This window comes from Arcanobacterium phocisimile, assembly GCF_016904675.1.
Lineage (GTDB): Bacteria > Actinomycetota > Actinomycetes > Actinomycetales > Actinomycetaceae > Arcanobacterium > Arcanobacterium phocisimile.
Genome location: NZ_CP070228.1, coordinates 430,513 through 448,239, shown reverse-complemented (window position 1 = coordinate 448,239; position 17,727 = coordinate 430,513). Strand labels below are relative to the sequence as shown.

General features: G+C 52.3%; 11 protein-coding genes. 8 read left to right on the top strand and 3 right to left on the bottom strand.

Features of this window, described 5'->3' with window-relative positions:
* Window positions 1-39: 39 nt before the first annotated feature.
* From JTE88_RS01910 to glgB, 8 genes are all read left to right on the top strand, one after another.
* Window positions 40-693, top strand: coding sequence for an ABC transporter ATP-binding protein (locus tag JTE88_RS01910; RefSeq protein WP_204425028.1), 654 nt, complete (start codon window positions 40-42; stop codon window positions 691-693).
* 161 nt (window positions 694-854) lie between these two features.
* Window positions 855-1,961 (top strand): tryptophan--tRNA ligase, encoded by a 1,107-nt coding sequence (trpS, locus tag JTE88_RS01905; protein ID WP_168917335.1) that lies wholly within the window; start codon window positions 855-857, stop codon window positions 1,959-1,961.
* A gap of 173 nt (window positions 1,962-2,134) precedes the next feature.
* Window positions 2,135-4,501 carry a glycogen/starch/alpha-glucan phosphorylase gene (locus JTE88_RS01900; protein WP_204425026.1) on the top strand — a complete coding sequence of 789 codons (2,367 nt, stop codon included), beginning with the start codon at window positions 2,135-2,137 and terminating at the stop codon, window positions 4,499-4,501.
* Window positions 4,502-4,634: 133 nt separating this feature from the next.
* Window positions 4,635-5,174: a methylated-DNA--[protein]-cysteine S-methyltransferase gene (locus tag JTE88_RS01895; protein WP_204425025.1), complete on the top strand. Its 540-nt coding sequence runs from the start codon at window positions 4,635-4,637 to the stop codon at window positions 5,172-5,174.
* 39 nt (window positions 5,175-5,213) lie between these two features.
* Window positions 5,214-7,295 (top strand): alpha-1,4-glucan--maltose-1-phosphate maltosyltransferase, encoded by a 2,082-nt coding sequence (locus JTE88_RS01890; protein WP_204425024.1) that lies wholly within the window; start codon window positions 5,214-5,216, stop codon window positions 7,293-7,295.
* A 17-nt stretch (window positions 7,296-7,312) separates the two neighbouring features.
* On the top strand, window positions 7,313-8,992 hold the full coding sequence (gene treS, locus JTE88_RS01885; protein WP_204425696.1) for a maltose alpha-D-glucosyltransferase: 1,680 nt from the start codon (window positions 7,313-7,315) through the stop codon (window positions 8,990-8,992).
* Entirely contained in the window at window positions 8,979-10,367 is a 1,389-nt protein-coding gene (locus JTE88_RS01880; protein ID WP_204425023.1) for a hypothetical protein, read from the top strand. The genes treS and JTE88_RS01880 overlap by 14 nt, the downstream gene beginning before the upstream one ends.
* A 54-nt stretch (window positions 10,368-10,421) precedes the next feature.
* Window positions 10,422-12,605 carry a 1,4-alpha-glucan branching protein GlgB gene (glgB, locus tag JTE88_RS01875; RefSeq protein ID WP_204425022.1) on the top strand — a complete coding sequence of 728 codons (2,184 nt, stop codon included), beginning with the start codon at window positions 10,422-10,424 and terminating at the stop codon, window positions 12,603-12,605.
* A gap of 103 nt (window positions 12,606-12,708) precedes the next feature.
* On the opposite strand, the gene JTE88_RS01870 is transcribed toward glgB, so the two are convergent.
* From JTE88_RS01870 to JTE88_RS01860, 3 genes are all read right to left on the bottom strand, one after another.
* On the bottom strand, window positions 12,709-15,054 hold the full coding sequence (locus tag JTE88_RS01870; protein ID WP_204425020.1) for a glycoside hydrolase family 31 protein: 2,346 nt from the start codon (window positions 15,052-15,054) through the stop codon (window positions 12,709-12,711).
* A gap of 100 nt (window positions 15,055-15,154) precedes the next feature.
* The gene (locus JTE88_RS01865) at window positions 15,155-16,048 is read right to left on the bottom strand and encodes a sugar ABC transporter permease (protein ID WP_204425018.1); all 894 of its coding nucleotides are present in this window, start codon (window positions 16,046-16,048) and stop codon (window positions 15,155-15,157) included.
* Window positions 16,049-16,050: 2 nt separating this feature from the next.
* Complete coding sequence (locus JTE88_RS01860) at window positions 16,051-17,667, bottom strand: ABC transporter permease subunit (RefSeq protein WP_204425016.1); 1,617 nt, start codon at window positions 17,665-17,667, stop codon at window positions 16,051-16,053.
* Window positions 17,668-17,727 lie beyond the last annotated feature (60 nt).

Below are 17,727 nucleotides of genomic sequence, written 5' to 3'. Positions count from 1 at the left end.
TCAAAGAGTTTCCCACTAAACAAGAATGAATCAGTACACGTGCTGAAAAACTTATCGTTCCAAGCTCAAGCAGGAGAGTTTGTATCTATTGTTGGCCCTTCAGGGTCTGGTAAAACTACCTTTCTTTACTGCATGTCTGGACTAGAACAAGCAGATTCCGGGATAGCAAAACTATCCGGCAGCGATGTAGTGTCCGCATCCAGAAAGGAAAGAAGCGCGATACGTCGTAAGAACGCAAGCTTCATATTTCAAGATTACAATCTGATTGACTCGATGACAGCGCTTGAAAACGTCAAGCTTGGTCTTCGTTTCAATAAAAAACGACTCTCTGCAAAAGCTATCAAAAAACTATTCGACCGCTTCGGTCTTTCGGATAAGTTAGATTCTTATCCAGCACAACTCTCCGGAGGTCAACGACAGCGAGTTGCAATTGTCCGGTCTCTCGCGGTACAACCAAAAATTCTTTTTGCAGATGAGCCCTCAGGAGCACTCGATTCAGCCTCAACACGCCTACTTCTCGATCAACTCGCCCAATTACATAAAACTGGGACCACTGTAATCATGGTTACCCATGACCTTGAAGCTGCCGCTAGAGCAGACAGAGCCATAGTTTTACGCGATGGTATCATCCATAGCGATATAGTAAACCCCACCGCCAAACAACTATTTTCGCTCATAGGTTCAACAGAATGATCCTCCCAGAAGTTACTACTAAGAAAACCACGTCGTTTTGAACTTTAGATAATTCCCACCTGTCCGCCGTCGTGACAACCTTTGCCAGATCTCCGTGAAACGTCACGCTTCACAACTATGTGAAGCAAAAAGTGGTGGCACGGCACGCTAGACTAGAGGGCATGAGTGAAAATAATGCGCAACTCGCCCTGGAGACGGCAACATCGGATGCTTCGCTCGAAGCTACCCGCCAGATGAGCGAGAAAATCAACCTAGCTATTGACGAAGATCCCTCGAAGTTCCGGGTATTGACCGGCGCACGGCCAACTGGGCACCTGCATATCGGCCACTATTTCGGCACTTTGCAAAACTGGCGTAAACTCCAGCAACGCGGCGTCGATACCTGGCTACTTATTGCTGACTATCAGGTGATTACGGATCGCGATGAAGCCGATTCGATCCGCGAGCGCACCATGTCTCTCCTCACCGATTATCTCGCGGTGGGTATGGATCCTGAAGAAACCGTATTCTTCGCACACTCGCAAGTCCCCGAACTCAACGAACTTGTTATTCCGTTCTTATCGGTTGTTTCCGACGCCGAACTGCGCCGCAACCCTACAGTCAAAGCTGAATACGAGGCAACGAACGGCCGGCCAATGTCTGGCCTACTACTGACCTACCCGGTTCACCAGGCTGCCGATATTTTGTTCTGCAAAGCGAACCTAGTGCCAGTTGGTAAGGATCAGCTTCCACACTTGGAGCAGGCGCGCGTGATCGCTGATCGGTTTGAAAAGCGGTACAACAAGGGTAAGAAGGCGAAGCGAATCTTCCCTCGTCCGCATGCCCTTTTGTCCGATGCGGCGCACGTGCTCGGTTTAGACGGTGAGAAGATGTCGAAGTCGCGCGGCAACACGATCGAGTTGCGGATGAGTGCAGACGAGACAGCTAAGAAGCTCAAGCGCGCAGTAACCGATTCGGATCGTCATATTACTTACGATCCGGCCAATCGTCCCGAAGTTGCCAACTTGCTACTTATCGCGTCGATGTGTACTGGACGTTCGCCTGAAGTTATCGCCGAAGAAATTGGTGACGGCGGTGGCGGCACTTTGAAGAAGGTTGTCACCGAAGCTCTTAACGAGCATCTGGCTCCGATTCGTGCCCGTCGTGCGGAACTAGAACAGGATCCAGAGTATCTGCGCAGTGTTCTTATGCGTGGCATTGAGCGTGCGCGCGAGCAGGCTCAAGAGACTCTCGACGACGTCCACAACGCGCTCGGAATGCGCTACTGAAACATACAAACATAACGGGACTTTCGTCCATAGAAACCGGCGTATCTGAATTCGAGCAGCGATTCGATGGCGAAAGTCCCCTATGAAACATTTTTCGCAACGTTTCACGTAGGTTACGATTGCACTATAAGGAAGTGGCCCTCAGCCCATTACAGCCTTCTGAAAGGGAGAACATGACCCATCCTGATACAACATCCGCAATCGGAATGCAGGTGCGCGCCGTCTCTGGCCGCAACGAGCACTCTGGCACCCCGATGGAATACTGGTCAGCAACGTCCAGCGCCGTCGTCGATCGCATCGCAGATAACTGGCAACGCACCGAAGAAACCTATAACGCTACGCGTATGCAGCACTACTTCTCTGCTGAGTTCCTCATGGGCCGTGCGCTGTTGAACAACCTCACTAACCTCGGCATGATCGAAGAAGCATCCCAAGCACTCAACGCCTTCGGTCAAAACCTCTCCGATGTCCTCGAAGAAGAACACGATGCGGCACTCGGAAACGGCGGCCTTGGCCGCTTGGCAGCCTGCTTCCTCGATTCCTGCGCCACGATGGATCTGCCAGTACGCGGATACGGAATCCTCTACCGCTACGGACTCTTCCGCCAGCTATTCAATGACGGCTTCCAAGAAGAAGAGCCAGATGCCTGGATGGAAGAAGGCTACCCATTCGTTATTCGCCGTGAAGAAGAACAGCGCATCGTCAAATACGCCGATCTCGATGTTCGAGCTATTCCTTACGACATGCCAATCACCGGCTACGGCACCAAGAACGTCAACACCTTGCGTATGTGGAAGGCTGAACCAACCAAGGAATTCGACTACGACGCCTTCAACTCTCAGCGCTTCACTGACGCTATCGTCGAACGCGAGCGCGTCCACGATATTTGCCGCGTGCTCTACCCGAACGACTCCACTTACGAAGGCAAGGTCTTGCGTGTTCGCCAGCAATACTTCTTCTGCTCGGCATCACTGCAAGCAATCGTCGATAACCATCTTGAGCACCAAGGATCCTTGGACAACTTCCACGAGTTCAACTGTATCCAGCTCAACGATACTCACCCAGTGCTCGCTATCCCAGAACTCATGCGCTTACTCCTCGACGAGCACGGCTACACGTGGGAGAAGGCGTGGGAGATTGTTTCACAAACCTTCGGTTACACCAACCACACCGTGTTGGCCGAAGCACTCGAAACTTGGGAGATGACCATCTTCGATCGTCTCTTCCCACGCATTAGCGAAATTGTGCGCGAAATCGATCGTCGCTTCCGCCAAGAGCTCGCTGGCGAAGGCTACCATCCAGGCAAGATCGAGTACATGGCTCCAATCCAAGGCAACCGTGTTCACATGGCTTGGATCGCTTGCTACGCGGCCTATTCCATCAACGGCGTGGCTGCATTGCACACCGAAATCATCAAGAAGGACACGCTCCACGACTGGTACGACATTTGGCCAGAGCGGTTCAACAACAAGACCAATGGCGTCACCCCACGTCGTTGGCTCAACCAGTGCAACCCACGCCTAGCAGCATTGCTCACCGAGCTTCTCGGCTCAGATGCTTGGGTACGCAACCTTGATGAGCTCAAGAAGCTCGAAAAGTTCGGGGAAGATACCTCGGTACTCGATCGTCTCAACGAAATCAAGGCAGCAAATAAGACTGACTTTGCTGCATGGATCAAGAACCGTCAAGGTGTTAGCGTCAATCCGGAAGCTATTTTCGACGTTCAGATCAAGCGTCTGCACGAATACAAGCGTCAGTTAATGAACGCGCTTTACATCTTGGATCTCTACTTCCGGTTGAAGGATGATCCAAGCCTTGAAGTTGCGCCACGCTTATTCATTTTCGGCGCGAAGGCAGCTCCCGGTTACGTGCGTGCGAAGGCAATCATTAAGTTGATCAACGAAATCGGTCGCTTGATTAACAACGATCCAGATATGGACGGCAAGCTCCAGGTTCTCTTCGTGGAAAACTACAACGTTTCCCCAGCTGAGCACATCATTCCGGCTGCCGACGTATCTGAGCAGATTTCTACTGCTGGTAAGGAAGCATCGGGAACCTCGAACATGAAGTTCATGATGAACGGCGCATTAACGCTCGGTACCCTCGACGGTGCGAACGTCGAGATCCTCGACTCCGTCGGCGAAGAAAATGCTTACATTTTCGGTGCTAAGGAAGAAGAACTTCCTGAGTTGCGCGCCACCTTCAACCCACGCGCCACCGCAGAACAAACCCCTGGTTTGAAGCGCGTTCTCGATGCGTTCGTAGATGGTACTTTGGACGACGGCGGAACCGGCATGTTCCACGACCTGCTCAACTCCCTCTACGAGCCAAGCTGGGAGCCAGCCGACGTCTACTACGTACTCGGCGACTTTGCTTCCTACCGCGAGACTCGTGACAAGATGGCTGCCGACTACCAAGATCGTCGCCACTGGGCAAAGATGACATGGAAGAACATCGTCGAATCTGGTCGATTCTCTTCTGATCGGACCATCGGCGACTACGCCCGCGAAGTCTGGAAGATTACGCCACACACGATCTGATTAAGTCAAGCGATCAGCTCATAAGTAATCTGCTGGTGGGGGTTGGTGTTCATAACCGAACGCCAACCCCCACCAGCTTTTTGCCACACCAGCTTCTTGATACAGTCACCTTACCGACCACAGGAGGCTGACGATGCTCACTATCCCACTCCATACCGGCGATCCCATCATCGATGCATACAGTTTGCGCGTCCTAACCACCGGCTCTGTTATCACGCAGATCACCTTCATCAATCGCGAACACGAATCAGAAACCAACCCGCACGATCCGTTCGTAGCTCTCATCACCCAAGCGCTATCAGCCTGGTACGACGGCGACGTTAGCAAACTCCGCGCCCTTCCACTCGCCCCCGCAGCCACACCGTGGGCGTCCAAAATTCGCACAGTGCTCCACCGCCTGCCACTAGGCAAAACCCTGAGCTACACCCAACTCGCACAATTGGCCAACAACCCACGCGCAGTGCGTGCCGCAGCCAGTGCCTGTGCCAGAAACCCGTTTCCGCTTGTCATCCCCTGCCACGCCGTCGTCCCCCAGCCGACACAACACAAACTCGAACGCAACCCCGAGCTCGTCACAACTGCGCATTTCCCCAGCGGAAACTACGCATTCGGCCCGGACCTCAAACGTGCACTCCTAAAATTCGACCATCAACATTCACACCAATTCCGCTAAGAATTTTTGAGACGTAGATAACTAGATTAGACTAGGAGTGTGACTACTTCGCAACGTAAATCCAGTTCTGTCCGTAACCGCTCGGCTCGCACCTCACGTAGCCCTCAAACTCCACAGATCCAGCCTGTTAGCCGGATCCCGATTGTTGAGGTCTCACCCCAACTCCTTGATGGCACCAGCCCTGTGAAGGCAACCATCAACGAGTCGTTCCCGGTCAGCGCCACCATATTCCGAGAAGGCCACGATAAGTTTGCTGCCGCCGCAGTGTTGGTTGACGCAACCGGAAAAATCATCGACCAGACCCCCATGCAAGATACTGCGCCAGGGTTATTCCGTTACGAGGGTTGGTTAACTCCACACACTCTCGGAGCTCATCGCTTTTACGTTGAAGCGTGGTCGGACCCGTATGCCACCTGGTTACATAACGCAGAAATCAAGGTATCTGCAGGAATCGACATTCCGCTCGTTTTCGCTGAAGCAGAAGTTCTTTTCAAGAAAGCAGTCAAAGCTACTCCAATACGTACCGCAGAACGCACTGCACTACGCGAAGCTCTGACAGTCATCTCCAAGAAACGTGCACTGCCCGAAATCAAGCTAGCTGCCGCCCGAGCACCTGAAGTTCAAGAAGCACTAGCTAAATATCCCGTTAAAGAACTGGTATCTCGGTCAAAAGAGTATCCGCTATTTGTCGATCGCGAACGCGCCCTTGTCGGTTCCTGGTATGAAATCTTCCCGCGTTCGGTGGGCGCGAAGAAGGACCCTGAAACTGGCAAGTGGACATCAGGCACACTACGCACCGCAGCCACTGATCTCGATCGCATCGCCGGGATGGGGTTCGACGTCATATACCTCACCCCAATTCATCCTATCGGTGAAACAAACCGCAAAGGACGTAACAATTCGCTCACCGCACAACCGGGGGACCCTGGTTCACCGTACGCAATCGGTTCTGCCGACGGCGGTCATGATGCTATCGATCCACAACTAGGAACATTCGACGATTTTGACGAATTCGTAGCCAAAGCCCATAAGCTTGGCATGGAAGTTGCGATGGATGTAGCTCTGCAGTGCTCCCCAGATCATCCGTGGGTCACTGAGCATCCGGAATGGTTTACCACCCGCGTTGACGGCACCATCGCTTACGCCGAAAACCCACCCAAGAAATATCAAGATATCTATCCGCTCAACTTTGATAACGACCCAGAAGGTATCTATCAAGAAATCAAGCGCATTCTCGAGTTGTGGGTTAGCCACGGAGTAACACTTTTCCGAGTAGATAATCCACACACCAAACCAGTTGCGTTCTGGCAGCGACTCCTTGGCGAATTCCGCCACAACCATCCAGACATTATTTTCTTAGCCGAAGCATTCACTAATCCACCTATGATGCAAACCTTGGGAACCGTGGGATTCCACCAGTCCTACACCTATTTCGCGTGGCGAAATGAACGCGAAGAGATCGAAAAATATCTCACCGAAGTCTCCCACGAATCAGCGCACCGCATGCGTCCAGCGTTCTGGCCGACCACCCACGACATTCTCACCCCGTACATGCAACGCGGTGGGATTCCAGCGTTTGCGATTCGTGCGATTCTCGCTGCGACTGGTTCTCCCACCTGGGGAATCTACAACGGTTACGAACTCATAGAAAATATCGCCCGCCCAGATGCCGAAGAACAGATCGACAACGAAAAGTATGAATACAAGCCCCGCAACTATGCCGTTGCCGAACATAACGGCATGTCCACATTGCTGAAACTACTCAATTCGATTCGCAACAAGCACACAGCTTTGCAACGGTTACGTAACGTCACCATCAACCCCACTTCAAATGACAAAATCGTGTCATTTACAAAGATTGCCCGTCCTGAAGAAACTCCGGATGGCACGTTGGATGCAGTTATCGTTGTCGTCAATCTCGATCCGTACGCCTCTCGAGATGCTAGTGTGTATCTTGACCTCTCCCCGTTTGGCATCTCCCCGCGTTGGGACAACGGTCCACTATTGCAAGTGACCGACGAAATGAACGGCCAAACCTATCTGTGGAACGAAGCTCCATACGTACGTCTTGATCCGCACGGCCAAGTTGCCCATATTCTATCTGTGAAGGTGTTACCTTGACCAAACCCACTATCACTATGCCGCCGCTCGACCGCCCCGGCATCAACGCTGATCCCAACTGGTTCCGCACTGCCGTCTTTTACGAGGTGCTCTTGCGCGCATTTGGCGACACTCACGGTACCGGGACAGGCGACTTTCGTGGTCTGATCGATCACCTCGACTACCTGCAATGGCTAGGGGTAGATGCACTGTGGATCCCGCCGTTCTATCCGTCACCGATGCGCGACGGCGGCTACGATATTTCGAACTATACGGCGATTAAATCCGAATACGGTTCGATGGAGGATTTTGCCGAACTGGTCGACCATGCACACCAGCGCGGTATCCGTATCGTGATCGACATCGTCGCCAACCACACCTCCGATCAACATCCGTGGTTCCAAAGCTCACGTGCTAACCCCGACGGGCCCTACGGCGATTTCTATGTGTGGCGCGACACCGACGAAGAATACGCCGACGCCCGCATTATCTTCATCGATACCGAGGCATCGAACTGGACCTTCGATCCGGTACGCCGGCAATACTTCTGGCACCGCTTCTTCTCCCACCAGCCAGATCTCAACTTTGAAAACCCGGCCGTGCAAGAAGCCATCATCGACGTCGTCAAATTCTGGTGCGAAATCGGCGTCGACGGATTCCGCCTAGACGCTATCCCGTATCTATTCGAAGAAGAGGGAACGAACTGCGAAAACCTGCCGCGGACACACGAATTTATTGCGCGCCTGCGCCGAGAAATCGACGAATCCTATCCGGGACGAATCTTTATCGCCGAAGCCAACCAGTGGCCCGAAGATGTGGTCGAATACTATGGCACCGAAGAAAACCCCGAATGCCATATGTGTTTCCACTTCCCCGTCATGCCACGCATCTACTATGCCTTGCGCGACCAGCGTGCCACCGCAATCCAAGAAATCCTCAAAGCCACCCCAGATATTCCAGCCGGCGGGCAATGGGGAACATTCTTACGTAACCACGACGAGCTCACCCTCGAAATGGTTTCCACCGAAGAACGCGCCAAAATGTATGGCTGGTATGCCGAAGATCCGCGCATGCGCGCAAACGTTGGCATTCGACGCCGACTCGCACCACTCCTAGGCAATTCGCGCGCCGAAATCGAACTCGCCAACGCCCTCCTACTCTCCCTGCCAGGTTCGCCTTGCCTGTACTACGGCGACGAAATCGGTATGGGCGACAACATTTGGCTCGACGACCGAGACTCGGTACGCACCCCGATGCAATGGACTCCCGATCGTAATGCTGGTTTTTCCAGCGCTGATCCTGGCAAACTCTACCTGCCACTCGTACAATCCTTGGTTTATCACTATCAGGGAACGAACGTGGAATCCCAGCTAGCCCAATCGTCATCACTGCTGCATTGGATGCGCGGTATTTTGCAGATCCGTTCGCGGTATCCAGTGTTAGGAAATGGCGCGTTTGAGCTCCGCGACACCGACCACGAATCGGTTCTCGCCTACACCCGCGTCAACAACGATCAAGCCATGTTGTGCGTGATGAATATGGCCAACACACCACGTGCCGCCCGCATCGAGCTCCCGGATTTCGCCGGTTGCCAGGTGCGAGACGTCTTCGGCGGGGCACGTTTCCCTGATATCGACAACGACGGAACCTACCAGTTGACCCTCGGTTCGCGAGACTTCTTCTGGTTGGAGTTAACGAGGAATCATGATCAGAATTAACTTTGACGACGTCATTCCACTACTTCGTCCGTGGATCGGGGCTGCGCGCTGGTATCGCGGTACGCAGGTGACAGATATTACCTGTGTGGCAAGCTGTGCGTTACCTACCCCAGCAAATGACACGATCACTTTTCTTCATCTACTCGAAGTGTCCGGAACCTTGTTCTGTGTTCCGTTGACCTACAGCGTCAACCACGAAGCGAATTCTGGACTGATCACAGTTGCCGACGGTCATCTCGAATCCGGAGAAACAATCTCGCTTGCAATCTGCGATGCTACCGAACATCGGCGCGGTCAAGACGATCTGTATCAACTCCTCAACGGATCTTTTACTTCGCTCTACAATCCTGCAATTTGGGTCGATAATACTGGTGAAGAATTAGATTTACGGCTCACCCCGGCACGAAATATTCACGATCTTCCAGCGCCGGCAAGCTCGCATAAACTCACCTCTGAACAATCCAACACCTCGATTATTTACCGGTTCGACCCGGTTGTCGAAAATCAGCCCGTAGGCTTGATTTGTAAGCTTTTGCGAGTGGTCTCCCCCGGCCACAATCCCGACGTCGAACTCCAACTGGCACTCGACGATGCCGGTTCGCACCACGTTCCGAAACAATACGGATCAGTTGCCGCTGCATGGCCGGGAACCGACCATGCTGATCTTTTTGTGGCGCAAGAATTTCTTGCCGGCTCAGTTGATGCTTGGCAAGTGTTCCTCACCGATCTCAACACGCACGGGCCAGTAATGAGCGCCGAGCAAGGCGAACGTATCGTGGCGCTAGGTCAGATAACGCGTGAAATCCACAACGAACTCCGGAGCAGTTTCGGAACGAGTAAAGCCGACCAGATCGGCGTCGTCAACACGTTGATGGAACGCGCCCAAGCCGCAATCGCCCAAGTCCCAGAGCTTGAAACACTACAGGCACAGATTCGGACAATTTATGACGCCACCTTGGCGCTCGCGTGGCCGGAAACGCAACGCATTCATGGCGATTACCATCTCGGACAAGTCTTAGATGTGCCCGGACGCGGCTGGGTTGCCCTCGACTTTGAAGGCGAACCGTTGCGGCCATTAGCCCAGCGCACACAACCCGATATGGCGTTGCGCGATGTTGCCGGCATGATCCGCTCATTCGATTACGCAGCGGGCGCTGCCCACAAGGCAGGTGCCGACGCTGAACGATGCGCCACCTGGGCACAGCAAGCTACCGAAAAATTCTTGACCGGATACGGCACACTGACCGAAACCGAACACACAATTCTTACCGCGCTCATTATCGACAAAGCCCTCTACGAGGTCTGCTACGAAGCAGTATCACGGCCAGACTGGATCGATATTCCACTAGCGGGAGTGCGAAAGGCACTTTCATAAAATTGAACCGTATTATTAGATGTAAATCACACCAAAACATGGGAAAATAAACGTATGAACGCACAGCTTGAACCAATAACTGTCAGTAGCGAAATACTTGACGCTGTTTCCAATGGCCACTACCACGCCCCGCATGACATCCTTGGACCACATTCGGACGGCACTAACGTGACAGTACGCGTTATTCGTCAACTAGCAGACGAAGTTACTGTTATCACCCCGAATGACGAATATCCAGCAACCCATGAACACAACGGCGTGTGGGTGGCAGTCCTACCCGGAAAGAACATCCGCGATTACCGTATTCGAGCCCGCTACGGCGATTTCGACTCCGTCGGTGATGATGGCTATCGGTTCTTGCCAACAGTCGGCGAAATGGATACTTACCTGTTCAACGAGGGACGCCATGAACGCCTCTGGGACGTACTCGGTGCGCACCTCACCACCTACGAAACTGAAATGGGACTCGTCTCCGGAACCGCATTTGCAGTATGGGCACCGAACGCCCGTGCCGTGCGCGTCGTCGGCGATTTCAACGCCTGGAACGGAACCGTCTCCGCCATGCGCACCATGGGCACTTCTGGCGTCTGGGAATTGTTCATTCCGGGAGCTAAAGAAGACGCTCGCTACAAGTTCGAGATCCAATACCCTGACGGCTCCTGGCACCAAAAGGCCGACCCATTCGCCCGCCGGACTGAAGTTCCACCGTCAACCGCATCGATTATTACCGCAAGCAACTTTGAGTGGAGCGACGACGCTTGGCTCGACCAACGAGCCGCCCGAGACCCACACTCCGGCCCGATCTCTATCTACGAAGTACACCTCGGCTCATGGCGAATGGGCTTAGACTTCAAAGATATGGCAGAACAGCTCATCGGCCACGTGAAGTACCTCGGTTTCACGCACGTCGAGTTCATGCCACTAGCCGAACACCCCTTCGGACCATCATGGGGATATCAAGTCACCGGCTACTACTCGCCCACTGCACGATTCGGCACCCCCGATGAACTGCGTTATCTCATTAACGAACTCCACAAGGCTGGAATCGGCGTCATCATGGACTGGGTACCCGCACACTTCCCGAAGGACGACTGGGCCCTGGCACGCTTCGACGGCACTCCATTATTTGAAGACCCCAACCCGATGCGTGGCGAACACCCAGACTGGGGAACCTACGTCTTTAATTTTGGCCGAAATGAAGTCAAAAACTTCCTCGTTGCCAACGCACTCTACTGGCTCGACGAATTCCACATCGACGGTATTCGCGTCGACGCCGTAGCATCCATGCTCTACCTCGATTACTCGCGTGAAGCTGGCCAATGGGAACCAAACCAGTACGGTGGACGCGAGAACCTCGAAGCTATCTCCTTCATCCAAGAAGCCAACGCTACCGCCTACCGCAACCACCCAGGCATCATGATGATCGCCGAAGAATCCACCTCGTGGGAAGGCGTGACCCGCATGACCTCCGAAGGCGGCCTCGGCTACGGACTGAAATGGAATATGGGATGGATGAACGACACGTTGCGCTACATCCAAGAAGAGCCCATCAACCGGCGCTGGCATCACGGCGAAATCACCTTCTCCCTCGTCTACGCCTTCTCCGAACAGTTCGCGCTACCTATCTCCCATGATGAGGTCGTCCACGGAAAAGGCTCACTGTACGAAAAGATGCCAGGCGATCCATGGCAGAAACTCGCTGGTGTACGCCTCCTGTTCGGCTACCAATGGGCGCATCCAGGAAAACAGCTCCTGTTCATGGGACAAGAGTTCGCTCAAATCTCCGAATGGAACGAAGGCAAAGGCTTGGACTGGTGGCTCATCGACAATCCTAGCCACGATGGTGTCATGTCCTGCCTGGCACGACTCAACGCCGTCTACCAAGAACATCCAGCACTATGGTCCGAAGACTTCACTCAACGTGGATTTGAATGGATCGACGGTTCCGACGGAGACAACAACGTTCTGACCTTCATCCGTAAGTCCTCCATCGACGACGATATCGTCGTCGTCGCCCTAAACTTCGCTGGAACCCCACATATGGACTACCGTATCGGGCTACCACTGGAAGGCGAATGGGAAGAAATCGTCAACACTGACGCCCTTGAATACGGCGGTTCCGGAGTTGGCAATATGGGAGCTATCCACACCGAAGATATCCCATGGAACGGCCGCGCACAATCCGCGCTTGTCCAGCTGCCACCGCTCGGCGCTGTCTACCTCACGCCAAAGAAGTAACAGAGCCCGGCTCGATTCACCTCGACTAAGTAAAAGCCTTGGGTCCTTTCATTTGAAAGGACCCAAGGCTTTTACTTACGTTCAGCAAGCTGAGCGATCCGCATTAACGAATAGAAGCTAACAGCGCTCGATAACACTCAATACGTTCGGAAACTACCCGACGCAGGTGGCTATCTGCTCCGGCATCCGCAAAACTCACCTGCGTTTGAACATCAGACTCAACCGTCTCAATAAACCGCAGAGCTTCTTCCCACAACGTCTCCTTCGTCTGCAAGAAGCCTTCTGCTTGATCAATCACCTCGAAAACCTTCCGGCGAATATCGGGAATATCCAGCTCAAGATCCGCGATATGCACATCCAGGGATGCCATATCGCACTCCCCCAAAGAAATCCGATACGCGTTCGCTTCATACGTTCCCGGGTACGAACACGAGCGAACTCCCATCAACTGCAGTTCAACATCGGCCATACGCGATGGCGCATCCTGCTGTGCTTGAACACTAATATGTACCGAGGTACCACCATAGTTTTGGTGGAGGCGATAACGATAAGGCTGGTCACCGCCGTCGTCCTCAATCAACTCACTTACGCCATCTCCGAGGAAAACACGTAACGTAACAGCATGCGGATGATCGGCCACACCTGCATAGGTATCGGTAGCTAACGCAACGATACTTCCGGCTTTAGCAAGTACCGGATAGCTCGTGATATCACGGTAGAACACCGTTTCCTGGCCGCCTAAGTATCTCTTTCCATTGAAAAAGTCATACCATGTACCCTCCGGCAACCATCCAGTCGCACCCGCGTAATGCGAATCTGGATCGAGAGGTGCCACAATTGGCACAACAATCATCGACTCACCAAAAAGATACGTGTTCGGGTGCTGGTAGGCTTCGCCGTCGTCACCATAATCGTGATACAGCGGCCGAATTGGCGCCCGCCCATCTATGCTCTGCCACATCGACGTATACACATACGGAATGAGCTGGTGACGAAGTTGCAAGAAACTAATCTGCGTATCACAATACGGTTGCGGGAACACCCACGGTTCTTTGCTAGTGAATGGCGACGCCGTAGCATGGAGACGCATGATTGGCGAAAAAACACCAAACTGCACCCAGCGAGTATGCAATTCGTTGTTACGTATCCCAGCCATATGTCCGCCAATATCATGGCTCCACCAGTAGTAGCCAACGTTGGCAGCATTGGCCGTGAAATACGGCTGGAATGCTAACGAATCCCATGAGGTGATGGCATCGCCAGAAAAACCAATCGGATAACGATGCGAACCCAAACCCGCATAACGAGAAAAGATCGCCTTTCGCGAGATATTGCGGATCGAAGAGTTCAGATAATGATAATGGTTGAGCATCCAGAGCGGATCTAGACCAGGAATACTGGTCTGCTCGCCTTGCTGCCAGTCAATCCACCAAAAGTCAACGCCTTGCGCTTCCAGCTGCTTATGCAACACATTGAAATATGCGTCCATAAACCGGCGATCCACTGGATTAAACTCAACCGGCGTACCATCAGGTTCCTTCCCCAACTCCCGGCACATATCCTGATATGCGTCCTCATGGAAGCGCACTCCGTCAGCTGGATGGACATTAAGCGAGGTGAGCATTCCGCGCTCATGCAGATAGCCTAAGAAGCCTTCCGGATCTGGGAAAAGCTCCCGATTCCACGAATAGCCTGTCCATCCGGAACCCACTTCAACAGGAACATCAGTGATATGCCAATCCATATCGAGGACACCTACCGAAAGCGGAACATGATGGGAATCAAAATCATCCAATAACTGGCGGTATTCGCGGTCAGAATATCGCCAATATCGTGACCACCAGTTTCCGAGCATAGGACGCGGAATCAGCGGGGATCGCCCAGTTAACGCAAAGAAACTAGCAAACAGCTCATGATAGTTTTGCCCGTAAACGAAGAGATAGACGTCTTGCGCATCTTCATGAGTTTCCCGCTGGCGAATCCACCCATCTTCGCTGCGCACAATCGAATCAGAATCGTCAACTAACACATACCCCGAAGTGCTCACCAGGCCAGGCTCAAGCGGATGAGAACCATCAATATTATCCAACGTGCGATAAGTTCCGTGAAGATTACCTGGATCATCCTGCGGCCAGCTGACATCAATGGGAGAGCTAGCGTCCTGGAACTTGATCCGTAGCGCCTGCGGGATATTCAACTGTGGATCAAAATAAATCACTGCTCGTTGAGTTTCAATAACAACACGAGAGTGCCCGCCCCCTTCATCAACGAACATCGAATAGTCTCCCCCACCAAGTTGTGGGCGATGTTCAACTAGTTGGGTAGGTTCATCTACAAAATTATTGTGAGGATCTGTTTCAAACCGAATACATGATGGCGAGATAACGCTCACGCGCCACGAGTCACCAGTCAACACTGATTGGATGTTTGGCGTAACAGACAATTCCATCTTCTTTCAAACTAAACGTGAATGCTGCAGGCATGAATGGAAGTTGGCGCGACGATAAAGAATTCTTTATCGTCGCGCCAACAGCAAACTATCGCAGAGATTAGCCCTTCACAGCGCCACCGGTCAAACCAGAAACGATGTACTTCTGCAAGAACAAGAAGAGCAATAAAATCGGAACTGCGGCAATGATGGAACCGGCTGCAAACCAATCCCAGTTCTTCTCATTTCCGCCAACCCACAAGTTCATGCCAACAGCAAGTGTCCAATTCTCTTGCGAGGTCAGAATCGTACGAGCCAAGATGAAATCGTTAAACGAGCTAATAAAGCTCAACAATCCCACCACAGCAAGAATCGGAATCACCAACGGCATGATGATGGTCCAATAAACCTGGGAGTGCGAAGCACCATCAATCTTGGCAGCTTCATCCAGTTCCATTGGGATCGAATTGAAGAAGCCATACATCAAGAAGGTGTTAGCACCTAGCGCACCGCCGAGGTAAACACAGATCAACGCGAGCTTCGAATCGATACCCAACACTGGGAACACATCACCCAAAGTGGTGAGCAACAAGAAGATCGCGACGAAGGTAAGCAACTGCGGGAACATCTGGATCACCATCAACGACATCAACGTCATCTTCCGCCCGGAGAACCGGAAACGAGAAAATGCGTATGCTGCAGCCGCACCCATGAGCACAGTGCCGATCGCCGTCGTCACACCAATAATGAGCGTATTAGAAAACCACGTCCAAAACATCGTATCGGACAACTCAGTGAAGTTATCCACCGAAACGGACGAGAACATCTTGTTCGCACCCGTAAGCGTAGTCTTAATACTTGGATTGAGCGCCGCCGAAACAATATAGAGAATCGGGAACGCCGCATAAGCAACTGCAACAACAGCTATCAGATGCCGGAAACCAGTCTCACGGAACCACTTACCAAACGGAACTTTGTTTGCAGTTACCGCTGGAGCAACAATAGTATTCTGCATGATCACATTGCCTCCATTGACTTAGACTTCTTAAACGAGTAGAGCGATACCGATCCGACGATCAAGAAGATCACCAGCGACATCGCCGCAGCCAAACCATAGTTCGGTGCTGCCTCACCAGTGAGACCCGCAATCTTATAAACCATCGAAATCAAAATATCAGTATGCCCAACTGGAACCGACGCATCGTCCATGCGTGGACCGCCACCATTAAGCATGTAAATCAAATTGAAGTTATTGAAATTAAATGCGAACGAAGCGATCAACAGCGGGGTCAATGAAATCATCAGCTGTGGCAACGTGACATTGCGCCATGCCTGGAACGGTGACGCACCATCAATCTTAGCAGCCTCAGTTAGCTCGCCAGGGATAGCTTGGAGAGCACCGGTAACAATTAAGAACATGTACGGGAAGCCCATCCACAAGTTCACCAAAATGATCGACACCTTAGCCATCGTCGGATCAGTTAACCATGGAACTTCAACGCCCAACATTTGGTTGAAGAATCCATAGCTTCGGTTCATCAAACCAGCAAACAAGAATGCGGTCATGAACGACGGGAAAGCGTAAGGTAAGAGCAACAGCGTACGGTAAATCTTGCGTCCTTTGAGACGCTCATCATTAAGGACAATCGCCAACGCCATACCTAACAAGAACGTTGTTACAACAGATAAGAACGCAAAAACAACGTTCCAGATCAGAACTTGGAGGAACGGCTGAGCATACCGCGAATCGCCAAAGCCCTTCGCGAAATTGCTGAACCCGACAAGCACACGCCAACCAACATTAATCGTCGAACCGTCGTCGGCCTCGAAGAAACCCGTATCATCGTTTGCGTGGTAGACAGTACCGGTAGCAACATCAGTCATTGAATCAGTATCCGGATCATACGTCATCGACGAAATGAACTGGTATCCAACGGTTCCCGTCTGCGTACCGATAGCACCTTCGTCAGGATTATTGCTGAGTGCAACACGTAGTTGTGACACTTCGTTTTGGCGATCGCCTAGCTCAGAAAGCGGAACAATCCGGTATCCGTTGACTTCGGTGATTTTCTTTCCGGTGAACGAGCCATCAACCTCAGTTAGTTGTTGCGACGCTGTACCAGCCTTGATGACGTTTTCATCTGGGTCAATAACCGCGAAGCCCAGCTCGCCACCTTGTTCAACGATGACCAGCGGGTACTGCGGAGAATTTTCTACACGTTGCGAGGAATTTTGTAGCAAAATCGATTCAATTGCCGACTGCTTATCGAGAGTGTGCTGATGTCCGTAATTCGTGAACGCAATGTAGGCCGTGTAGACAATCACGAAGGCCTGGAATACCAACAGAAACACTAACCCTGGTGCAAGATACTTTAAGGCCAGTGTGCGTCGAGAAAAATATACCCAATCAAGTGCCACCAAAAGCACAATCATGAGGCTTCCGAGAGTTACTGAACCTACACCGAAAGCAGTGAATATAATAAATATTCCGAGGGCATTAACAATGCCCATCAATATGAGTTTGATGAGGAAACCGGTTCCCCACTTGGTGGCAGCTGAATCCCGTTTTGACAACTCGGTTCGTCGTGCCGTGCGCTTGAGAGATGCCTTACTCGGCTTAATCATCTGCGACATGTTCATCTCCTGATATAAGAGACGGCCCCGCCCCCATAGGCGACGAGGCCGCTACTCTTA